Genomic DNA, 20,673 nt, shown 5'->3' with positions numbered 1-20,673 from the left:
CGGGGGCGGCCGCCAGACGCGCCCCCCCCCATGCGGCGTTACTTGGTAGTATAGCCGCCGTTGATCAGGATGGTTTGGCCGGTAACCCACCAGCCGTCGCTGACCAGGTGGCGGATGAACGGCACCACGTCTTCGATATCGGTGAGGCCGGTTTTGCTGAACGGCGACAGCGCCGCCGCGCTTTGGTGATACGCCACCGCATCGGCGCCTTCGGCCGGATAGAAGAACGGGGTGTCCATCGGGCCGGGGCCGACCGCCGTCACGGAGATGCCGCGCTCGCCGAACTCCTTGGCGGCGGCGCGGGTGAAGTGCTCCACCGGCGCCTTGGTGCCGGCGTAAGCGGCATAGAACGGCGTGAAGGCGCCGAGCAGCGAGGTGACCAGCGTGCAGATTTTACCGTTGTCGTTGAGGTGTTTGCCCGCCTCTTTCAGGAAGAAGAACGCGGTTTTGGCGTTGACCGCGGTCATCTCGTCGTACTCGGCCTCGCTGATGTCGACCATCGGCTTTTTCAGCACTTTGCCGACGGTATTGATGGCGATATCCGGCTTGCCGACGGTGGCGACCGCATCGGCGAACAGCTTCTCGACCGCGCCCGCGGTGGTCAAATCGGCCTGCAGCGCGACGCCTTGCGCCCCGGCGGCCTGGATGGCGGCGACGGTCTTATCCGCTTCGGCTTTGGAGGCGGCGCTGTTGTAGTGGATCACTACCGCTTTGGCGCCTTGTTCAGCCAAATCGCGCGCGATCAGCCCGCCGAGATTCTTGGCGCCGCCGGCGATCAGGACGGTTTTTCCCTTGATTGAATGGTTTGCCATAACAGTTTCCTTGGATGAGCGTAACGGAAACCTGAGTCTAGCCAGCGTGGGGGGAAAGATCAGCGGCGTGGGGCGGGATAGACTATCCAGGAAAAACGACTAATTGCAGACGAACGGTTATCACTTATAACGCCCCGGCGGGGGCGTTTCGGCGCGTGGCGGTAAATTTTATCCACTGATCAGGCCAGTTTGCGTTTCATTAACCTACAATGATGAATATGGGCCTCACCATTTCCCCTCTGAGTGGAATCACGCCGTGCAAATCTCTCTGTGCGGTGCGGTAACGTCTCTGGAGGCGGTGGGTTATGGGCATGGCCCGTGCAGGCAAAAAAGGGGATGAGAGCGGTAAGCTCCAGCAGAGTATCGGGTAATGAGGTAGGGCGGTTGGACCCGGCGGATGGCCGCGGATAACAACGCCTTGAGGGGGTAATCATGATCAGTACCGTCGCGCTGTTTTGGGCCTTATGTGTGGTGTGTGTGGTAAACATGGTGCGGTATTACTCTTCTCTGCGCGCATTGCTGGTGGTATTGCGCGGCTGCGATCCGCTGCTGTACCAATACGTCGACGGCGGCGGTTTCTTCACCGCCCACGGGCAACCCAGCAAGCAGCTGAGGCTGGTGCGCTATATCTTTGCGCAACGCTATGTCGAGCACCACGATCCGGAGTTTATTCGCCGCTGCGAGCGGGTGCGCGGGCAGTTCATGCTGACCTCGGCCCTGTGCGGCCTGGTGGTCATCAGCCTGATAGCGCTGATGATCTGGTATTAATGCCTTCCTGTTTCCCTTGATGCAGGCAAAAAAAAGGCGGCCCTGCGGCCGCCTTCCTCATGATGCTTATCGCTTAGATCAGCTTCAACGCAACCCAATACAGCGCACCGGAAAGCAGGATCGAGATTGGCAGGGTCAGTACCCAGGCCAACAGGATGTTCTTCACGGTTTTGCTCTGCACGCCGCCGCCGTCCACGATCATCGTCCCGGCAACCGCCGAAGAGAGGACGTGGGTGGTGGAGACCGGCATGCCGGTATAACTCGCCACGCCGATAGACAGCGCCGCGGTCATCTGGGCCGATACGCCCTGGGCGTAGGTCATGCCTTTCTTGCCGATCTTCTCGCCGATGGTGGTGGCCACGCGTTTCCAGCCCACCATGGTGCCGAGCGACAGTGCCAGCGCGACGGCGACGATGATCCACATCGGCGCGTACTCGACGGTCTGCAGCAGATCCTGACGCAGGTTCTTCAGGAAGCGCTGGTCGGCGGATGAGGTTTCCGGCAGCTTGGCGACTTTATCCGCCGTGTCGGTCACGCACATCAGCAGGCGGCGCAGGTGGCTGCGCTGCTCAACCGTCAGCTGATCGTAGCTTTGCAGGTTGGTCAGCATGCCCTGAGCCAGCTCGATCGCCGGCATGGCGCGCGAACTGTCGCAGTGGAACTCGGCCGGCTTGTTCGGCGCAGCTTCGTCATCCGGGCTTGGCACCAGCGGTGTCAACGACACCGCATGCGACAGCGCGTCGCCGTGCTGCTGGTAATATTGCTGCAGGTGGGTCACGGCGTCACGCGTACGGGTGATGTCATAACCGGTTGCATTCATATTGACCACGAAGCCGGCCGGCGCAACGCCGATCAGCACCAGCATGATCAGGCCGATGCCTTTCTGGCCGTCGTTGGCGCCGTGCGAGAAGCTGACGCCAATCGCCGACAGGATCAGCGCGATACGGGTCCAGAACGGCGGCTTGCGTTTGCCGTCGACCTTTTCACGTTCCGCAGGGGTCATGTGGATACGCTGGCGTTTCTTGGTGCCACTCCAATAGCGGCGCAAGGCGAACACCATCACTCCCGCCACCATCATGCCGACCAGCGGCGAGAACAGCAGAGAAAGGAAAATGCCAATCATTTTCGGGACGTTAAGCGCATCCACCACCGAAGTGTGGGTCATCAGGGCGTTGGTTAAACCGACACCGATGATTGCGCCTATCAGCGTATGGGAACTGGAGGCCGGCAGACCGAAATACCAGGTGCCGAGGTTCCAGATGATTGCCGCCAACAGCATGGAGAAGACCATGGCTAATCCGTGTGCTGAACTGACGTTCAACAACAGATCGGTAGGCAGCAAGTGGACGATGGCGTAAGCAACACTCAAACCGCCGAGCATTACGCCAAGAAAGTTGAACAAACCTGCCATCACGACCGCAAGTTGCGAGCGCATGGCGCGGGTATAAATAACTGTAGCGACCGCATTGGCCGTATCATGAAAACCGTTGATGGCTTCATAAAACAACACGAACAACAATGCGAGAATTAACATCAGGCCGGTATGGAAATCCAGGCCAGCGAACAAATGCAGCATAAGCGTTACGCCAGTTTGTGGACATGAACGCCGCGCATTATCAGTGACAACCGGGGCCGGGGAAAAGGAAAATATGACGTTTTTTTGATTTGGACATGACGAAACGATGACGCGCCTATAACAAAAATATGGAATATCAATGCGTTATTCTCCTCTGACCTCTGTAATATTTTCTTACTATGGCGTTGGCGGCGCCGGGGCTTTACAATCTGCCGCCGTGAATTTGGCGGTGACCGGCGGCGAAACGGCGTAATATGGCGCCCTTTTGTCGCGATTGTGGTTTTGATAAGAGAGGCTCAGGTGGAACAGTTTGATGTCGTAGTAATTGGGGCGGGCGCCGCCGGCATGTTTTGCGCCGCGCAGGCGGGGCAACTCGGTTGCCGCGTGTTGCTGCTCGACAACGGCAAAAAACCGGGCCGCAAGATCCTGATGTCCGGCGGCGGGCGCTGCAACTTTACCAACATGTACGCCGAACCGGCGGCCTACCTGTCGAACAACCCGCACTTTTGCAAGTCGGCGCTGGCGCGCTACACCCAGTGGGACTTCATCGATCTGATCAACCGCTACGGCATCGCCTACCATGAAAAAACGCTGGGGCAGCTGTTCTGCGACGACTCGGCGCAGCAGGTGGTGGATCTGCTGGTCAAAGAGTGCGAGCTGGGCCAGGTGACGATGCGCCTGCGCAGCGAAGTGCTGGGCGTGGAGAAAACCGAACATGGTTACGCGCTGGCGCTGAATGGTGAAAAAGTGAGTGCTCGCTCACTTGTGGTGGCCAGCGGCGGTTTGTCCATGCCGGGGCTGGGCGCTTCGCCGTTCGGTTACAAGCTGGCGGAGCAGTTCGGCCTCAGGGTGCTGCCGACGCGCGCCGGGCTGGTGCCTTTTACCCTGCATAAGCCGCTGCTGGAGCATGTGCAGACGCTGTCCGGCGTCTCGGTGCCGGCGGTGATCACCGCCGAGAACGGCGTCAGCTTCCGCGAAAGCATCCTGTTTACCCATCGCGGCCTGTCCGGCCCGGCGGTGCTGCAGCTGTCCAGCTACTGGCAACCGGGTGAGTATGTGAGCATTAACTTACTTCCTGAGCTGGATTTGGCGGCCTTCCTGGATGATCAACGCCGCCAGCACCCGAACCAAAGCCTGAAAAACACCCTGGCGCTGCAATTGCCGAAGCGGTTGGTGGAGTGCTTGCAAACCCTGGGACAACTGCCGGAGGCCACGCTGAAGCAGCTGAATGCGCCGCAGCAGGCGGCGCTGGTGGAGCTGTTGCAGAACTGGCGCGTGCAGCCGAACGGCACCGAAGGCTACCGCACGGCGGAAGTGACGCTCGGCGGCGTCGACACCAACGAACTTTCCTCCAAGACGATGGAAGCCCACAAGGCGCCGGGGCTCTATTTTATCGGCGAAGTGGTGGACGTGACCGGGTGGTTGGGCGGCTACAACTTCCAGTGGGCGTGGAGCTCGGCCTGGGCCTGCGCCCAGGCGTTGGCGGCGCAGGGGCGTTAAAACCCGCTCAGCCCTGAAACGTGCCGGGTCACATTGGCCCGGCCTTGAGCTGATTCATTAATTTCATTTTAGTGTCGCCGTCGAGAAAACTCGCCTCCAGCGCCTGTCGGTTGCTGCGGTTAAAATCTTCATCCTGCCAGCCGAAGGCGTCATGCAACAGCCGGTACTCCTTGTTCAGCGTGGTATCGGCGACGGTGCGCGCATCGGTATTCACGTTCAGCCGCACTCCCATCCTTTTCAGCCGGTCTATCGGGTGACTGTCGATACTGTCGAACAGATTGCAGACGAGATTGCAGCTGGGGCAGATCTCGAGCAGGACGCCGGTGGCTATCAGGCGCTCGATAAGCGCAGCATCCTCGATGCTCCTGACGCCGTGGCCGATGCGCGACACCTGCAGCCTATCCAGCGTTTCCCGTACGCTGTCGGCGCCCTTCGCCTCGCCGGCGTGGGCGATGACGTTACCGCCGGCTTCGCGCACCGCTCGAAAGGCCGCTACGTGATTGGCCAGCGGGTAACGCGCTTCGTCGGCGGCCAAATCCAGCGCGACCACGCCGCGGCCCAGATAGTTAACCACGAGCCCGGCGGTTTGCAGGCTGGCGGCCGCATCGAAATGCCGCAGCGTGCACAGGATCAGCCCGGCGGCGACGCCGTAAGTTTGCGCGGCGTCATGCATCGCGGCGAGCACCGTCTCGACCACCGCTTCACCGCTTAATCCCATCCGGGTATGCAGCAGCGGGGCAAAGCGCACTTCCGCATAGATGACGTTATCCGCCGCCAGCTGCGCGAACAAGTCATCGACGGCCAGCGCTATCGCCTGGCGCGTCTGCAAGAGGTCTATTTGCGGCGCGATCTTGCTTAAAAAGTCCCCCAGATCGGCGCATCGCTTCGGCGCGATAAATTGCCGATTAAAGGCCGTTCTGGTTAATTGCGGGTCGATCTTTTTGACATAGTGGTAGCTCAAGCACGTATCTAAATGGACGTGCAATTCCACTTTTTTTAATTTGCTCGGATCGAAATTCATGACAGCCACCGATTTCATTCGCGGTGAGATAACAGTGAGAACAGTTTTTCTTTAAACAGGCCGGGTTTAATACGGGTAATCACGCGGGCATTGGCCGGTTCGCCGGTCAGGTGGGTGGAATCAATGACGTAATGGCCGTAAGACCGTTCACTTTTATATTCTACCCAGGAATACGCCTCCAGACTGGTCTCGACGATGTCCGGGTAGAGCGCCACCGCCATGGTGGTCGGATCGGGCAAATCAAAGCCTTTACGCTCGGTGCGCCCGGCGTTGAACGCCATCAGCGTGCGGTTGCAGCGCACGGCAAAGCGCCCCAGATCGCTGAGATCATTCAATCGTGCTATATCACGTTGGTCGATAAACGCTTCCCCCATGCCGATCTCCCAACCGACGAGGGTGAGGGGCAGCCCGGCAGTGAGCACCACATGCGCGGCCTCGGCGTCGGCGTAAAAATTAAATTCGGCCAGCGGAGTGATATTGCCGGGCGTCAGCCCGGAACCGCCCATGACATAAACCCTTTTCACTTGTTCGGCCAGCGCGGGCGCTTTCAGCACCGCCATCGCAAGATTGGTCAGCGGCCCGAGGGTGACGATTTCCAGCTCGCCATTAAGCCGTGCGGCGCAGTCGATGATGGCGTCTACGGCATGCATGGGTGCGGCGGTCAGCTGCGGATCGGGCAAGGTCATGTCGCCCATGCCGTCTTCGCCGTGAATGTGGTGCGAGTGATAGCGCGTGCGGAACAGCGGTTTCGCCATGCCTGCATAAACCGGGGGCGTATAGGTTCCCGCTTTTTCCACGCAGATAAGCGCATTTTTGACGCATTGTTCAAGCGGACAGTTGCCTGCGACCGTGGTGATCGCTTCCACCCTCACGTCAGGCTCGCGCAACGCCATCAGCAGGGCGACGGCATCGTCGGATGCGGTATCGGTATCTATCAAAATATGTCGCATGGCACTCTCCTTGGGTGGGGTCTGCGGAGAAAATACCCAGACGGCCCGAGGCAAAAAAGGTCAGATGTCCTGTTTCGTTCTGAAGCGCGCCGGCTATTCTGGACGCAGCCGAAAAGATAGGATGCAAGACGTTAACGGATAAGTCCTGGGAGTGAATCGCCGTGAAAACTGTCGGTGACAGCAAGCTAAAAGAAGCGTTTATCGAAGCTCACGATCTGCGAACGGCGCTTTCGCCCTCGCTGCTGGCCGCCTTGCGCCTGGTCAGGGTCGAAGCCGGTGAATACCTGGTGACGCAAAGCGATCGGTTGACCCACCTGTTTTTTCTCGTGCAGGGAAAATTGCAGGTTGAGAATTACGATGTGAACGGCATGCACATCGTCTTTTCCTTCGAAACGGATTTCTCCGTGATAGGCGATCTGGAACTGTTCTCCCAGGCGCAGCGGGCGGTGTTCAGCACCGTTCAGGCGATCACGGACGCGCTGATCTTCACGCTGCCTATCGACGTCATCAAAGAGCGGGCCATGCACGATCCTGTTTTCCTCGCCTTTATGTGCCGGCAGTTGAGCGACAAGCTGCTTAACGCTTCATTGCTGCATGCGAGCGGCGGCTTAACGGCAGAATATAAGCTGCGCAAATTTTTGTTATTTAAAATAAAGCAGGAAGGCGTACAGGTTCAGCTCGAAAACAGGGAGTTGTTGGCGGGCAGACTAGGGATCTCCGTCAGGCAGCTGAGCCGCGCGCTGGCGCAGCTCGCGGCGGACGGTATTATTCAGTTTAAAAACAAATCGCTGCGGGTGGTGGATAGCCAACGGCTGGCCGATATCAACGGGAGCGCCAGGATCTAGCCGATCGTCGGCCCCTTAAGCTCTATGCGATTGCCGTCCGGATCGCTGAAGTAAACCGACGGCCCGTCGCCTTCCGCGCCGTAGCGCGATTCAGCAGGATCGACGGCGATCCCCTGCGATCGCAGATAGGCCAGCAGTTCGTCTTCGTTGAAAGGATCGATGCGCAGGCAGAGGTGATCGACATTTTGCCGGTGAGGATCGGGCGCGTCGCCGCCTTTTTTTCCAAGCTGGCCGTTCACGTCGACCAGATCAATCATGGCCGTTCCGGCGCGCAGGTGCACCAGCCCCAAATCGGGCCGCCGTTTGGCGATGTCGCAACCCAGCGTCTGGGTATAGAACCGCAGGCTTTTTTCCGCATCGCGCACGCGCAGAACCACATGATCGATAGTCTTCAGGCTGAAAGGGGGCATGATTTTCTCCCAGAATCGCTGCGTTACTCATCAGCATAATCGGCAACGCCCGATTTATCCTGTTTTCGCCCCCTATTGCTGCCAGAGCCGCCGCTTATCGCAGAGTCGCCACGATCTCTTCCAACGCCGCGCGCTGCACCTCGCCGAGCGCGCTTTCCGTCGTCGCATTCTCCGCCAGCAGGGTTTGCAGGCCGATCAGCCAGTCATAGATATAAAACGCGGTGTTTTTGGTCGGCGTCGGCGCCAGCCGGGTTAACCGCTGCTGGCTGCTCCAGTCCACCGCCGGCTGCGGCGGCGGGGTAAAGATCGGCTGGCCGGGGTTGACGCGGCTCTCGGGGCGCGTTGCCGCATCGCGCCGCTGGAAGCCGAGCCAGGCGACGAAGTCGCCCAGTAGCGCCAGCGCCTGGCTGATTTGCCGATCTTCACCCTGTTCCGGCAGGCCCCCGGCGCACAGCGCGCGTTCCAGCTCATCATCGAGCCGCAGGCGACAGGCGGCGCCGATCAGCGCATCGACCAGCAGTTCCAGGTGCGGCTTTTCGACGCCGAGCAGCTCCAGCAACCGGCGGCTGTCCGGCAGGCTGCGCAGATGGTTGATCCAATCCGCGAATACCCGCGCGGCAAAGGGCGACGCGGAGGGCTCGCCGGATGCCGGGGTTTCCGGCGCGCCGAACAGATCGATGTCGAGCCCGAACGGTACAGGCGTCGTCGTCGGGGCCGGCGTGGCGTGCTGCTGTTGCTGATAAAGCTGGCGCAACGTATCGCGCTGCGGCAACAGCCGTTCCAGCAGTTCGCCGTGGCGGCCGGCCTGCGCCTGCAGCGCGCGCAGCAGCTGTTGGCCGCGCTGCTGCGCCGCGTGCGGATCGGCGGCGGTGAGCCAGTTGCCGAGCAGGCTTTCCGTCAGCTCACGCTGCAACTCTTCACGCTGTTCGAGCAGGCGCGCTTGCTTCTGGGCCGGGCGCGCCTGGGCGGTCAGGTAGCTCACCATGCGGCGGCAATCCTGTTCATCCAGCGCCAGCAGCGTGGCCCAGCTGTCGCCGGGTTCGCCGACCTGGCGCTGTACGGCGTCGTCGGGGCGCGCTTTGCCTTCCCCGCGTTGATCGAACGGTGTGATCGCCCAGATCAGGCCGGGTTTGCGGCGCTGGCGCAGCGCCGGGGTTTCTCCCTGAGTCTGATTGACCCAGTTGGCGAGCGCCTGGCCGACGCGGGCGGCGTCCTGCGGCGTGGCGGCGGCATCGGCCACCAGCAGCAGGTTGGCGTGCAGGCCGTCTGCGCAGCGGGTCAGCAAATGGGCGCGTTTCGCCTGTTGCAGCCGCTGCGTCGGTTCCGCCTGCGGGCAGGCGCGGCTGCCGGGCAGGTCGATCAGCGCCACGTCTGCGGGCAGGCCCGCCTGCGCCGTCTGCGGCAGAACGGTGGTGACTTCGGCGGTCAGCCAGGTCAGATCGCTCAACGCGATCTTCCGTTCACCGCCGTGTTCGGCCATCACGACGATCGCGGCGTTTTCCGCTGCGGCGCTCGCGGTCAGCAGCGGTAAGGCGCGGTGCGGAGCATGAACCTGTCGGCTGCCACCGAGGGCATGCAGCGTGTGCGCCAGTTGGCGATAATGCGCCGTCAGCGTCGTTTCCTCTCCCCACAGCGGCGCAAACAGGCGCGCGCGATCGTCGATGCTCAGCTGCGGCGCCAGCGCCACGGCCTGCGGCCAGAAATGTCTGTCCAGCGCCTGTTGCCCCTTGTCGCCGTGGCGGCGTTGGCTATCCCACAGCGCCAGCACATCGCTGTCGCTGAGGCCGTCGAGGGCGACGGCTTGGCGGTGACGCGCCAACGCTTGCAGATGGCCGGCGATCGCGCGGGCGTCCCAGTCCAGCCGGAAGCCGCCCATCGCGGCGGCATCGAGGGTGATGGCCAGCCACTGCGTTTCATCGAGCAGCGCGAGGGCGAGGGGATACTCGGTGGACGGCGTCGGCGCGGTGGCGCAGTAACGCACCGCCAGCGCGGCGTCGCCGTGCAGCCTTTCTGCGCCGGGGGCCAGCGCCGCCAGCAGGTGGGCCTTGGCGGCGGCGTTGTGGCCGTACAGGCCGATAGCGACCTGCTCAGGTTGCGCCTTCGCCAATTGCAGTGCGCGGTTATGGCAACGGCGCAGGCGCAGCGTCAGGCGATCGGCTTCCCGTTCCAAATGGGTGGACTGCCGGCGCGCGGCGCCTACCCAGGCGATCGCCTGCAGAATGCTGGCGCTGAGTGCGTGGTTCGGGGCCGATTGGGCGGTAGTGATAGCTTTCATCGTGGGTAAATGCTCCCGCTGTCTATCCAGTAGTGGGTCGCGCCGGAGGCGCTGGCAGCCAGGGTATTGAGTTTCAGTTGCAGATGGTGCGCCGGGACGGGGCTGCCGTCGGCCAGCAACGCCTGCGCGATCCTGACACTTTCCGCGCCCTGTTCGGCGCTGGCGGTAATGGCCAGCCGCAGGGTGATCACTGCATCGCCGGCCAGTTTGCGCGCCAGCTGGGCGTCATTGATGGTCAGCGTATAGAGCGGCGAGGCCGGCCAGCGTTCGTTGTCCAGTTGGCGGAAGCCCAGGCGCAGCGGGCCGCGCAGCTGGAAGCTGCCGGCGGGGTCGAGCGCGAAGTCGGCGCGATCCAGATCGATGTCGCGGTAATAGACGTTATCGTCCGCCAGCATGTTGTTGCCGTCCAGCATGCCCAGGTGGCGAATGGTGGAGTAAGGCTGGAAATCGCCGACGTTGAAGTAAAAGCTCTCCAGCCGCAGGTCGATCGCCAGCAGGCACAACATGGCGCCCACCGCGGCGGTGGATTTCGGGTTGTCGATGCGGCCGCGTTTGTTGAACGGGTACCAGCTGCGGGTGTGGTAGCCCTCGAGCGGCAGAATGCGGCTGGCGGGCAGCGGCTGCAGGTGGCGCAGCAGCGCCTGCACGCCGGGGAAACGCGCCGGGCGGCCGGTCAACAGCAGCACGTCGCAGGTATACAGCGCCACCACCTCGGCCAGCAGGCGCAGGCAGCGACCGATGCCGATGCGATCGGACAAGAAGGCGGCGTGCAGATCGGCCAGGCGGATCACCAGCGGGGTGTGCAGAATCTCGAAGGCGTCGCTGTCGGCTTCGCGCTGCACCTCGCCGTTGATAAACGCCAGCACCTGCGGCGTCGGCGGCTGCGGCAGCAAATCGCCCAGGCTGGCGGCGATTTCCGCCCGGCTGTCCAGCGGGTCGTATTCTTCATAGGCGCCGAGCAGCGCGCGCCCGGCGGGCATGAAAATCTGCAGCGCGGCCTGCTGGCGCAGGGTGGAAAGCCCGTCCATACGCCCTTCGTTGCCGAACAGCCTGTCCATCAACGCCGGGGCGGCGCTTACGCCGGCGGCTTCGAACGCCTGCTGCACGGCGGGCAGGATAAACTGCTGGATGGCGTCCAGCAGGATATCGTCGCCGGCGACCTTAAAGCCCTCGCGGAACAGCAGGCGCGGGTTGATTTTGATGTTGTTGCCCACGCCGTCGTCGAGCGAATAGTGCGTGATCGCCAGATCGGTGGTGCCGCCGCCGATGTCGATGGAGGCGATGCGCAGCGTTTTGCCCGCCTGCTCATCCGGCGCCAGCGGCCGGTCGGGCCGGGCCATGGCGGCGAAAAAGGCGTCGGTGCGGCCGGCGAAGTTCACCTGGGTTTCATTGTACAGATAGACCATCTGGCCGCAGGTGGCCTCGTCCCACTCCATCTGCACCTGCGGCGCCGGGAAGCGGGCGTGCGCGCCGTCGAACGGCGCATCCTGCGGGTGCCAGTCGAGGGCCTTCCACACCAGCCCGATCGCCTCCTGCATGCGGCGGCGGAAGATCTCGCGCTCCGGTTTCGGCATCGCCGAAGGCAGCGTCAGAATGATGGCGCGCAAACGGCGCGGCGCGGCGGCGTTCGGCATGCGGCTGCGCTGGGCGATGCTGTTGATCTGCATCAGCGCCTGCGCCAGCAGCTCGCTCAGCATCAGCGTCATCACCGCGCTGCGGCTGTAATGGGCGGCGAACACCGGCAGCCGTTGCGCCGTCGGCTGGGCGGACAGCGGCACGCCTTCGTCGTTGATCAGGGTGGTCAACGGCGCGGCGGCGGCCATCGGCTCGTGCTGCTCGTTGAAGCGCCAGCCGGGCGCATAGCGCTCCTCGTCCCACAGGTAGCGGCGCGGGCTGGAAATGCCGGTAGTGCCTTCATGGCCCGTTCGCCGCTGCGCCAGCTGCGCGGCTTCGCGGCCGACGCGGGTGATGGACGGCCACTGGAAGGCGTCGTCGCGCCCGCTCTGGAACGACAGATGCGGCTTGCCGAAGCCGGCCCGAGAAAACTCCACCCGGCTCTCGAACAGTTCGTTGTAGACGCGGTGCGGCTCGGACAGCGAACGCAGCTGCAGTTCGTAGGTTTGCTTCAGGCCGTTGCTCTCCTCCGGATGATCCTCGACCAGCACGCCGCAGGTGTGCGAGTTGCCGACGTCCAGCACCAGATCGACGTCGATCGCCGGTTGCTGCAGCGTCGCCGCCACCATCTTTATCTGCGGCACCGCCAGCTGATGGCCAAGCATGTGCAACAGATTGAGGTAGTGCGCCTGATACTCGAAGGTTTTCAGCCCGGCGTTGATCTCCACTTCGGCACGCTGCTCCCGCTCGGCGGCGCGCTGGCTGAACGCCTCGCGCAGCCAGCCGTCCACCCAGGTCAGATCGAGGAACTCGCCCAGCTCGTGGTTGCGGTACGCCAATGCGAAACGGAGATCGGTGCCGAGATCGCTTTCGCCCGGCGCCAGCGCCTCCTGGCCGGGCGCCGCAGCGCGGGTGTCGAAGGCCAGCACCACGCGCAGCAGGTTGCCGTCCTGATCCGGTTCATCCAACTGCACCACCTGCAGGCGCGCCCAGTTGTCCGGGCCCGACAAGAACAGGCCCGCCGGGGTGTGGCGCAAGCAGGGCAGCGGCAACCAGAGCTTATCCAGCAGGTGCAGCGACTGCTGCAGCGGATAGCTGAACTCCGGCCGCACCACTTCGGCGGCCTGGTCGCCCACGGCCGGCAGCTGATATTTGCCGCTCTCGGCCTCCCATTGCAGGCGCAGCAGCGGGCCGCTGGCGGTCTTGCGCACGAATTTGCCGGGAAACTCGGCGTCCAGCAGCGGCGTCAGGGCAAAGTCCAGAAACTGAATGCCGCTGTCCTGAATCAGCGTAATGCCGTGTTTGTAGTCCGTAAGGGGTGCCAGCATCATTTACTCTCGCGCTTGAACGTCATGGGATAGGTGGTGTCCGCATCGTAGCGGCCGGTGCACTCCGCCGCGCCGGTGTCGCCCTGGCGGCAGACGATCTCCGGGATCTGGTAGCGGCTGCCGTCGCTGCAGCGCGCCTTGGTGCGGCTGTTGATCACCAGATTGCCGGACTGCATCAGCCCGGCTTCGACCGCCACCCGGCAGCTGACGCCGTCGCCGTAGGCGATAACAGCGCTGCCTTTGCCGCCGTTCAGACGGTATTGCAGGCTGGGGCGCTTGCCGGTAATCGGGTCTTTCAGCGCCACCGTGGCGCGCCATTTGCCATTAAGGAAACGGGTGGAGCCGGCCTTCACCGCCTCGGGCGGCAGCACCAGCGCATGTTTGTCCAGCGGCGGCGGGATGACCGGCGCCGGGGGCGGCGGCATCAGCGTCGCGTGCGCCAGCGGTAAGCGCAGCTTGGGCAACGGCGCGGCGGTTTTTTCCGGCGGCGCCGGATGCTGGACCTCCGCCGGCCTCGCCGGTTGCGGCGGCGGCGAGCGGTGCAGCCAGGCGGCCAGCGCCGCACTGCCCAGCAACAGTACGGGCAACAGCCAGAGAGCGTAGCGCCGGCGCGGGCGAACGACGGCAGAGGATTCGATAGGCACTGCCGGGGCGGGCGCCGGTTCAGGTTCGGCGGCCGGGGTCGGTTTTACCGGTTCGACAACGGCCGGCTTGCGCGGTGCGGCGGCGATCGGCGCCGGTTTTTCCACTTCCGATTCGATCGGGCGCAGGCAGGCCAACGGATCGTCTGGGCTCTGCGCCTGCGGCTTGATAAAGCCCCAGAAGGTCAGCACCGGCCGATCGTCCACCAGGTAAACGTGGTTGGGGTCGGGCATGTGCATCGCTTTGGCCAGCAGCGCGCCGAACAGGCGATGGCTGGGGGGATCGGTCGCCTGGGCCTGTTCCGTCAGGCTGCGGAAGATCGTCAGGCAGTGTTCCAGGTGGCGCACCGCCTGCGCGCGCTGGGCGTCGCTCGCCGCCAGCCAGGAGGTGACCTTGCCGGGGAAGGGCGCATACCAGTCGATGCGGGTGCCGTTTTCGTTCGGCTGGGGGATCGCCAGACAGTCGGCGGCCTGCTGCTGCCGGCGAAGACGCAGGGTTTCCCGCAGCTGCTGCGCGCAGGCGTAGACCGGTTGCCCGTTTTCGCCTAAAGCCAGCACATCATCCAAACTGCCACTGCGTAAGAAGGGTTTCACCACGGCACCGCACCTTGTCCTGTTCTGCAAAAACGCATAAAAGTCCATGATACCCCGCAGGCAGAGCCGCCAAACGGCCAAGGACAGCCCGAAAAACGCCCTTCTTTGGCGTTAGCGGAACCGGCACAGTGAAAATCTCGCTATCCGGACCTGTCCGTGAACCGCTTTATCTGAAAAATAGAACCTGGCCCCGGCAAGCGACGCCGGGGAACGATGTTCTCTTTCACTATGACATCGCCTCGCGGGTTGCCGATTTCGGTATGCCTCAGGCGTGCGGAGCGTTCACATGACGGACAGTCAGTCTGAAAAAACTCTCGTTGTTCCCCCTGCGCATCCCGCCGCCGGGCATTCGCCCCAGGGCTGGATGAACGGCTTCCTCGGCATGATTATTTTCAGCGGCTCGCTGCCCGCCACGCGGGTGGCGGTGCTGGAGCTCGATCCGCTGTTTCTGACGGCGGTCAGGGCGGCGATCGCCGCCTTGCTGGCGCTGTGTGCGCTGCTGATCACCCGGCAGGCGCGGCCGACGCGGGCCGATTTGCCGCCGCTGCTGTTTGTGGCGCTCGGCGTGGTCATCGGTTTTCCGCTGCTAACGGCGCTGGCGCTGCAGCACACCACCTCGGCGCATTCGCTGGTGTACATCGGCCTGCTGCCGCTGGCGACCGCCGGTTTTGGCGTTTTGCGCGGCGGAGAACGGCCCAAGCCCGCTTTTTGGGCTTTTTCAGGCGTCGGCGCCGTGCTGGTGGGCGCTTTCGCGTTGAGCCAGGGGAGCGGCGGCGGCTGGCAGGGGGATGCGCTGATGGTCGGGGCGGTGTTGCTGTGCGGCCTGGGTTATGCCGAAGGGGCGGTGCTGTCGCGCCGGATCGGCGGCTGGCAGGTGATCTCCTGGGCGCTGGTGGTGGCGTTGCCGTTGACGCTGGCGGCCACCTGGCTGGCGGCGCCGGCCGGTTGGCCTGCCGTCAGCGGCGCCGCCTGGCTGTCGCTGGTTTACGTCTCGGTGTTCAGCATGTGGATTGGGTTTATTTTCTGGTATCGCGGCCTGGCGCAGGGCGGCATCGCCGCCGTCGGGCAGTTGCAGCTGCTGCAGCCGTTCTTCGGCCTGGCGCTGGCGGGCTGGCTGCTGCAGGAAACCGTCCAGCCGATGATGATCGCCGTGATGGCCGGCGTGGTGGTTTGCGTGTTCGGCGCCAAGCGCTTTTCCCGCTAGGCGCCGTTGCCGGCGCAGGCCAGGATCACCTCGCCGAGCCGTTCCACCGCCTGTTGCACCTGGCGGTCGGCGTAACCGCCCAATCCCAGCACCAGACCCGGCTCACCGTGGCCGGGCGCATACATCGGCGACACCGCCCGCAGCGCCAATCCGGCTTCGTTGGCGCATTGGGCGACCCGCACGTCATCGAGATCTTTCCTCAGCCACAGCACCATGTGCATGCCCTGATCGCAGGGCTGCACTATCGCCAAATCGGCGGGGATATGCGTGTTGATCGCCTCGATCAGCACCCGGCGTTTCTCGGCGTAGACGCCGCGCATTTTGCGGATATGCCGGTCGAGATACCCTTCGGCGATAAAGGCGGCCAGCACGTGTTGATCCGCGCTGGGCGGATGGCGATCCATCAGGATCCTGGCGCCGCAAAAGGCGTCGACCAGCGGTGGCGGCACGATGGCGTAACCCAGCCGCAGCGAAGGGAACAGCACCTTGCTGAAGGTGCCGAGATAGAGCGTTCGCTCGGGCGCCAGCCCCTGCAGCGAAGGGAACGGGTGGCCGGCGTAGCGCATCTCGCTGTCGTAGTCGTCTTCCACGATCCAGGCCTGCCGCTCTTTGGCCCAGCCCAACAGGGCGCTTCTTTTCGCCATGCTCATCGGCATGCCCAGCGGATATTGATGGGACGGCGTGACAAAGGCGGCGCGGGCGTCGGCGGCCAGGCGGATACCGGCGGCGACGTCGATGCCGTCGGCGGCGACGGGCACCCTAATCATGCGCCGATCGCGAAACAGGCTGTCGAAAATGGCGGTGATGCCGGCGTAGGCGGGATCTTCGACCCAGGCGCTGTCGCCGGCGTCCAGCAGGATCTGCGCGGCCAAATAGAGCCCTTGTTGCGTGCCGGAGGTGATGAGGATTTGCTGCGGCGTGCAGTTTACCGAGCGGGAACGGCGCACATAGTCGCAGATGGCTTCGCGCAGCGGCAACGCGCCCAGCGGATCGCCGTAGCCTGACGGGGCGCCGGGGCCGCGCGCCCGGATGCGGTTGCCGAGCCGCCGCCAGATATCGTCGGGCGCGGTATCGCCGATCGGCACCGAGACGGTGAACGGCACCGGCGGCAACGCCCGCGCCTGGGCGGCAAAGCGCGCCAGATGCTGCGCCTGTGCGGAAAGCGGCACGGCTGTGGACGGAGCGGCCTGCACCGTGGCGTGCGGCTTGCGGCGCGACGCCTGATAGTGGGCGACCCGGGTGCCGGAGCCGGGCTGCGGTTCGAGAAAACCTTCCGCCGTTAGCTGAGCGAACGCCTCCAATACCGTGCCGCGCGCCAGATTCAGCGCCGCCGACAGCCGGCGCGTCGAGGGCAGCAGGTCGCCCGCTTTCAGATCGCCCCGGTGGATGGCCTGGCGCAGGGCCTGCGCCAGCTGGTGGCTAAGTTGACCCGCCTGACGATCGAGCTCGCCGAGGGCGGGGACGTCAACGGCTTTGGCTGTTCTGGGCATGCATTCCGGCTCGCTTTGCAGTGCGAAAATGAGTATTCAGAGTAAACCACTCTGGCGTCACTCGCGAGCCTGTTGTCGCTCAGTTCAGCTCCCGCTGATTCAGCAGCACCCGATTCAACTCGCTGTTTTTGCGCACGTTCAGCTTGCGCATCGCCGAACGTTTGTGGGCGCTGATGGTTTTCTGGCTGCGCTGCAGCAGGCCGGCGATGCTGCAGGCGGACATGCCGCTGCTCATCAGGCCCAGCACCTTTTTCTCACAGTGGCTCAGCGCGGCGAGGCGGCAGGCCTGGCATTTCCATATGTCGGCGGCGTGCAGCGCCATCCACGGCTGCTGAATGAATTTTTTCAGCGCCATCTGCAGCTTGAGGCGAATGGCGTAAACCGAGTCGCGCCGGTGGATGATGAACAGCGGAGACAGGTTTTTCACCTGCTGCTGGGCCGTGTCGTCGAGGATCAGCAAGGTCAGCTGCCGCTGGCGCGGGATGCCGTAGGGACTCCGGTAGCAGCAGGCGCAGCCCCAGCGCTCTTCCGGCGTGCGGAACACGATTTCGATGTTATCCAACGCCTGCAGCGCCAGCGGCGAGAACTGCGGGTACAGGCGCTGGCATTCGTTCAGGGAGTGCAGATAGTCCTGCAGCAGCAGGCGCAGCCCCTGCTGGTAGAAGTTATCGCTGTCGAACAGCGTGAAGCGAATATCTGGCATGGGTGGCTCCTTAAAAGGCCGCGGCGCCGCGCCGGAGCGAACGGTGACGGCCAATCGCCGGCGTTCGCGCGCCGGTCGTTTTCCTGATTTCCCTGGGGCGGTGCGGGGCTTATTGGTACGCCAGCACAAAATTGGCGACGGAACTGAATTCGCCTTCGGTAAGGCTTTTATCTTTCATCGCGCTCGGCCGGGCCTGGACATAGGCGCTGAACCTCAGGGCGTTGGGGCCGTCTTGCAATGTCACCGCATCGGTCGGCGTGCCCAGATCAATCGCTTTGCCAGCACCGTCAAACAGCGCGATAGCGGCGCCGTTGGCGCCATTGTTGATCGCCAGCTTGCCCGGCAGTTCGGCATCTTCGGTGCCGGTAAAGGTGGCGGTGACCGATTTGAAAACGGCGGTTTTACAGTCGGTTAAGCGAATGGAAAATGACACGGGGTTGGTGTGGCCGTAGCGGTACAACGTTTTGATCAACACCGTATCCATCTCGACGGTCTGGTGAAGAGACTGCGGGTCGATATTGCAGGGCCTGCTTACCACGGAACCGAAAAAGTCTATTTCCTTATTTTCCGCCGCGACTGCGGAGGAAAATAGAAAACCGATGCCGCACAGAGCGGTGATTGTCCGATAGTTCTTCATCATCACCACCATTAAATATAATTAATCAGCAAGATTACGGTCTTGCGGAAATTGCCTTCCTGTCCTTCCCCGGTGGCCTGCAATGAGGCGCTGTAGGATTTTTGCACCTGATCGCGGCCACTCATGTCGGCAAAGCTGTCGAACTGATTGTATTTAATCCATTTGGGGTTGGAATTATCGTGGATGCGCAAGGTTGAACCATTGTCCATATTCAAGCCGGTAGCGTCGGTCAGCGTGCCGTTTTTCACCATGAAATTGGCCTCCAGCGCGAAGCTGTCGCTGCAGCCGTTTTTGCGGATCAAGATGCTGAAATCCTTGTTCGCTACGGTGCCCGCATTGGGTTTCCAGGTCGGGATCTCACCGAAGTCAACGCCTTCCGGGGTTGAAAGCTCCACCGAAGCGGCGCACTGGATCACCTTGATTTTATCCAGCCCGGTTAGGGTGAAACGGTAATTTTTTCCCGGGTGGACGTTGATGCCGCCTACGCCATCGAGCTGAAAAACGGCGATCTGGCTGGCGCCTCCCGCGATGATTTCTCCGGTTTTTTGCAAATAAACCTGGTAATTGACGTGACCGAGCTCCCGTTGCTTGGGGGTACGAAACATATCGGTTTGTACCCGGGAATTGATCAGGCCAAGATCCTGGCCGTTATAAATCACCCCCATGGAGATGCCGGCGGCGAATTGCCGGTTATCCGGATTGGGATAGAAATAAACCCATTCCCCCTTGGGTTTGCTGGCGTGCGCCCAGCACATAACGTCGCGGCTCATCGGTTTAGAGGTCCAAAGCCGGCTGCCGACCGGTAAGGTGGCCGGTATGGTCAACCGGCCGATATCCTCGCTCTCTTCGGTAATGCCGTTCTCGGTATTCAGGTGGCATTCCAGCGCCTGAGCGCCGAATGGCGTCGCCAGGCAACCCAGCAACGCCAGGCGTTTATAAATAGACCAACTGGACATGCACCACTCCTTTGAATTGGTTTGCTTCGATGAACTGACGGGTTGATTCCAACTGAGCGCTGAACCACAACGTATTGCCGCCGGGCTGCAAGACATAGGGGGCGCCGGGTTGGTTGAGGGACAATGCGCGGCCCCGTTGATCTTTCAGCCGCAGGCCAACGCCTTGTACGCCGCCGTGTAGCTTCAGCAACTGCGGATTGTCGGGATCGCTTTCACCGAGGAACACCAGCGTGGCGGCCTGCTCCCCCCGCAGGTAGAGCAGGCCGGCATCGCCATTGCGCATGCCGGCCGGATTGTCTGCCAGCGCCCTGGCGCCCAGCAGGCAATGGTTAAAGGCGAGACGAAAACGTACCGGCGCGCTTTGATCGCCGACACGCCGGAAGGCGAGCGTGCCGATCTCACCGAGATCGACCGACTGATCGCGGCTATCCGGCGCCAGGCTGCAGGGGGAGCTCAGCAGAGCGCCCTGAAAACCGACGGTGCCACTGGTGCCCTGAACCTCTCCCGGCGGAGAGGCCATTGCGGCGCCGTTGCCGAGCAGCAAGGCGCCGACCAGCAGAGGCCGCAGGCGGCCGGTGAAGTCAGCCATGCCGTATCTCCTTATTTTTTTCCGGGTGCGGCGGTGCAGAGGCTAGCGCTGCAGGTGAAGCGCAGCTCGGGGTGGCCGCCGAAATCATTGATATAGGTGACGACCAAGGCGTCGAACCCATGGTCGCGCAAACGCACTTTTTCGCTGGATTTGGGGGACAGCATCACCGGCTGAAAATCGCCGATCGCACCACCGCCTTGTTTCTGCGTCTGACGGGCGATGCCGGTCAGCGTGATGTGGAACGGCGTCGGATTTTCGATGGTGAAACCGTCGGCGGTTTTGTGGAACACCAGCTGTTCTTGCCATATCTCACCCTGCGGCGCGACGATGGCCTTCGGGCGGAAGAACAGTTTGATCTGCGTTTGCAGCGCCAACTGCATCACGTTGGCTTTGCTGCTTTTGGGCGGAATTTCGCGCAAATTGAAATAAAATACCGATTCGCGATCTTGCGGCAATAGCTCGGCTTCCGGCGTTTTGGTAATGCGCACGACGCTGCGTTCTCCGGCTTCCACCCGTTGCAACGGCGGCAATACCACCAGTGGCGAAACGATCTTTTGATGTTGCGCATTCTCGATCCAGGCCTGAGCAAGGAAAGGCAACTCTTTGTTCTCATTGGTTATGTTAAGGCTGATCGATTTGGCGTCGCTCACATAGATGGCGCGCGTGCGATCCAACGCGATCGCCGCGTCGGCCGTCGAAGCCAGCGTCATCAACGCCAGGCTGCCCGCGGTTACTGCTATCGAATGTTTGTTCATGTTAT

18 protein-coding genes are annotated in these 20,673 nt (G+C 62.8%); 4 read left to right on the top strand and 14 right to left on the bottom strand.

Annotated features, from left to right (window positions below):
• Nucleotides 1-38 precede the first annotated feature (38 nt).
• Nucleotides 39-812, bottom strand: a complete 774-nt coding sequence (locus tag ACJ8HB_RS19900; RefSeq protein WP_047570120.1) for an SDR family oxidoreductase — start codon at nucleotides 810-812, stop codon at nucleotides 39-41.
• Nucleotides 813-1,244: 432 nt separating this feature from the next.
• Between ACJ8HB_RS19900 and uspB the strand changes: the two genes are divergently transcribed.
• Nucleotides 1,245-1,580: a universal stress protein UspB gene (gene uspB, locus ACJ8HB_RS19895; protein ID WP_016930435.1), complete on the top strand. Its 336-nt coding sequence runs from the start codon at nucleotides 1,245-1,247 to the stop codon at nucleotides 1,578-1,580.
• Between the two features lie 73 nt (nucleotides 1,581-1,653).
• On the opposite strand, the gene pitA is transcribed toward uspB, so the two are convergent.
• A complete protein-coding gene (gene pitA / locus ACJ8HB_RS19890; RefSeq protein WP_033636373.1) occupies nucleotides 1,654-3,156 on the bottom strand; it encodes an inorganic phosphate transporter PitA in 1,503 nt (500 codons plus the stop codon).
• 300 nt (nucleotides 3,157-3,456) lie between these two features.
• Between pitA and ACJ8HB_RS19885 the strand changes: the two genes are divergently transcribed.
• Entirely contained in the window at nucleotides 3,457-4,656 is a 1,200-nt protein-coding gene (locus tag ACJ8HB_RS19885; RefSeq protein ID WP_047570131.1) for an NAD(P)/FAD-dependent oxidoreductase, read from the top strand.
• 28 nt (nucleotides 4,657-4,684) lie between these two features.
• Here ACJ8HB_RS19885 and add read toward each other — a convergent pair whose 3' ends face one another.
• Together add and ACJ8HB_RS19875 are read right to left on the bottom strand one after the other, a co-directional pair.
• Entirely contained in the window at nucleotides 4,685-5,677 is a 993-nt protein-coding gene (gene add / locus ACJ8HB_RS19880) for an adenosine deaminase (protein ID WP_047571712.1), read from the bottom strand.
• A 14-nt stretch (nucleotides 5,678-5,691) separates the two neighbouring features.
• Nucleotides 5,692-6,627: a nucleoside hydrolase gene (locus ACJ8HB_RS19875; RefSeq protein ID WP_047570133.1), complete on the bottom strand. Its 936-nt coding sequence runs from the start codon at nucleotides 6,625-6,627 to the stop codon at nucleotides 5,692-5,694.
• Nucleotides 6,628-6,788: 161 nt separating this feature from the next.
• On the opposite strand from ACJ8HB_RS19875, the gene ACJ8HB_RS19870 reads away from it, so the two are divergent.
• A complete protein-coding gene (locus ACJ8HB_RS19870) occupies nucleotides 6,789-7,472 on the top strand; it encodes a Crp/Fnr family transcriptional regulator (protein WP_047570135.1) in 684 nt (227 codons plus the stop codon).
• Here the strand turns inward: ACJ8HB_RS19870 and ACJ8HB_RS19865 are convergent.
• The 4 genes from ACJ8HB_RS19865 to ACJ8HB_RS19850 all read right to left on the bottom strand — a co-directional run bounded on the left by ACJ8HB_RS19865 (nucleotide 7,469) and on the right by ACJ8HB_RS19850 (nucleotide 14,337).
• On the bottom strand, nucleotides 7,469-7,882 hold the full coding sequence (locus tag ACJ8HB_RS19865) for a VOC family protein (protein WP_047570137.1): 414 nt from the start codon (nucleotides 7,880-7,882) through the stop codon (nucleotides 7,469-7,471). The genes ACJ8HB_RS19870 and ACJ8HB_RS19865 overlap by 4 nt on opposite strands.
• Before the next feature lie 94 nt (nucleotides 7,883-7,976).
• Entirely contained in the window at nucleotides 7,977-10,157 is a 2,181-nt protein-coding gene (locus tag ACJ8HB_RS19860) for a virulence factor SrfC family protein (protein WP_047570140.1), read from the bottom strand.
• Complete coding sequence (locus tag ACJ8HB_RS19855; protein WP_047571713.1) at nucleotides 10,154-13,099, bottom strand: virulence factor SrfB; 2,946 nt, start codon at nucleotides 13,097-13,099, stop codon at nucleotides 10,154-10,156. The genes ACJ8HB_RS19860 and ACJ8HB_RS19855 overlap by 4 nt, the downstream gene beginning before the upstream one ends.
• Nucleotides 13,099-14,337, bottom strand: a complete 1,239-nt coding sequence (locus ACJ8HB_RS19850; protein WP_060424935.1) for an SrfA family protein — start codon at nucleotides 14,335-14,337, stop codon at nucleotides 13,099-13,101. The genes ACJ8HB_RS19855 and ACJ8HB_RS19850 overlap by 1 nt, the downstream gene beginning before the upstream one ends.
• Nucleotides 14,338-14,620: 283 nt before the next feature.
• Between ACJ8HB_RS19850 and ACJ8HB_RS19845 the strand changes: the two genes are divergently transcribed.
• A complete protein-coding gene (locus ACJ8HB_RS19845; protein ID WP_047570142.1) occupies nucleotides 14,621-15,538 on the top strand; it encodes a DMT family transporter in 918 nt (305 codons plus the stop codon).
• Here the strand turns inward: ACJ8HB_RS19845 and pdxR are convergent.
• The 6 genes from pdxR to ACJ8HB_RS19815 form a co-directional block, all read right to left on the bottom strand.
• Nucleotides 15,535-17,028: a MocR-like pyridoxine biosynthesis transcription factor PdxR gene (gene pdxR, locus ACJ8HB_RS19840; protein ID WP_047570144.1), complete on the bottom strand. Its 1,494-nt coding sequence runs from the start codon at nucleotides 17,026-17,028 to the stop codon at nucleotides 15,535-15,537. The genes ACJ8HB_RS19845 and pdxR overlap by 4 nt on opposite strands.
• Nucleotides 17,029-17,107: 79 nt before the next feature.
• Nucleotides 17,108-17,731, bottom strand: coding sequence for a helix-turn-helix transcriptional regulator (locus ACJ8HB_RS19835; RefSeq protein WP_047570147.1), 624 nt, complete (start codon nucleotides 17,729-17,731; stop codon nucleotides 17,108-17,110).
• Nucleotides 17,732-17,840: 109 nt separating this feature from the next.
• Nucleotides 17,841-18,368: a fimbrial protein gene (locus ACJ8HB_RS19830; RefSeq protein ID WP_039569255.1), complete on the bottom strand. Its 528-nt coding sequence runs from the start codon at nucleotides 18,366-18,368 to the stop codon at nucleotides 17,841-17,843.
• Nucleotides 18,369-18,379: 11 nt separating this feature from the next.
• Complete coding sequence (locus ACJ8HB_RS19825; RefSeq protein ID WP_047570149.1) at nucleotides 18,380-19,324, bottom strand: fimbrial protein; 945 nt, start codon at nucleotides 19,322-19,324, stop codon at nucleotides 18,380-18,382.
• Nucleotides 19,302-19,913 (bottom strand): fimbrial protein, encoded by a 612-nt coding sequence (locus ACJ8HB_RS19820; protein ID WP_047570152.1) that lies wholly within the window; start codon nucleotides 19,911-19,913, stop codon nucleotides 19,302-19,304. The genes ACJ8HB_RS19825 and ACJ8HB_RS19820 overlap by 23 nt, the downstream gene beginning before the upstream one ends.
• An 11-nt stretch (nucleotides 19,914-19,924) precedes the next feature.
• On the bottom strand, nucleotides 19,925-20,668 hold the full coding sequence (locus ACJ8HB_RS19815; RefSeq protein WP_047570154.1) for a fimbrial biogenesis chaperone: 744 nt from the start codon (nucleotides 20,666-20,668) through the stop codon (nucleotides 19,925-19,927).
• Between the last annotated feature and the right edge of the window lie 5 nt (nucleotides 20,669-20,673).

The organism is Serratia sp. CY27727, assembly GCF_052169275.1.
Lineage (GTDB): Bacteria > Pseudomonadota > Gammaproteobacteria > Enterobacterales > Enterobacteriaceae > Serratia > Serratia sarumanii.
Note: the sequence above shows the minus strand (reverse complement) of the source record. Positions and strands in the feature narration are given on the sequence as shown.

Bases quoted from the DNA above. Each gene is read 5' to 3' on its own strand.
- ACJ8HB_RS19900 (WP_047570120.1), bottom strand. From the start codon at position 812: ATGGCAAACCATTCAATCAAGGGAAAAACCGTCCTGATCGCCGGCGGC.
- ACJ8HB_RS19855 (WP_047571713.1), bottom strand. From the start codon at position 13,099: ATGCTGGCACCCCTTACGGACTACAAACACGGCATTACGCTGATTCAG.
- ACJ8HB_RS19875 (WP_047570133.1), bottom strand. From the start codon at position 6,627: ATGCGACATATTTTGATAGATACCGATACCGCATCCGACGATGCCGTC.
- ACJ8HB_RS19815 (WP_047570154.1), bottom strand. From the start codon at position 20,668: ATGAACAAACATTCGATAGCAGTAACCGCGGGCAGCCTGGCGTTGATG.
- ACJ8HB_RS19825 (WP_047570149.1), bottom strand. From the start codon at position 19,324: ATGTCCAGTTGGTCTATTTATAAACGCCTGGCGTTGCTGGGTTGCCTG.
- ACJ8HB_RS19835 (WP_047570147.1), bottom strand. From the start codon at position 17,731: ATGCCAGATATTCGCTTCACGCTGTTCGACAGCGATAACTTCTACCAG.
- pitA (WP_033636373.1), bottom strand. From the start codon at position 3,156: ATGCTGCATTTGTTCGCTGGCCTGGATTTCCATACCGGCCTGATGTTA.
- pdxR (WP_047570144.1), bottom strand. From the start codon at position 17,028: ATGCCCAGAACAGCCAAAGCCGTTGACGTCCCCGCCCTCGGCGAGCTC.
- ACJ8HB_RS19845 (WP_047570142.1), top strand. From the start codon at position 14,621: ATGACGGACAGTCAGTCTGAAAAAACTCTCGTTGTTCCCCCTGCGCAT.
- ACJ8HB_RS19860 (WP_047570140.1), bottom strand. From the start codon at position 10,157: ATGAAAGCTATCACTACCGCCCAATCGGCCCCGAACCACGCACTCAGC.
- ACJ8HB_RS19820 (WP_047570152.1), bottom strand. From the start codon at position 19,913: ATGGCTGACTTCACCGGCCGCCTGCGGCCTCTGCTGGTCGGCGCCTTG.
- uspB (WP_016930435.1), top strand. From the start codon at position 1,245: ATGATCAGTACCGTCGCGCTGTTTTGGGCCTTATGTGTGGTGTGTGTG.
- add (WP_047571712.1), bottom strand. From the start codon at position 5,677: ATGAATTTCGATCCGAGCAAATTAAAAAAAGTGGAATTGCACGTCCAT.
- ACJ8HB_RS19830 (WP_039569255.1), bottom strand. From the start codon at position 18,368: ATGAAGAACTATCGGACAATCACCGCTCTGTGCGGCATCGGTTTTCTA.
- ACJ8HB_RS19865 (WP_047570137.1), bottom strand. From the start codon at position 7,882: ATGCCCCCTTTCAGCCTGAAGACTATCGATCATGTGGTTCTGCGCGTG.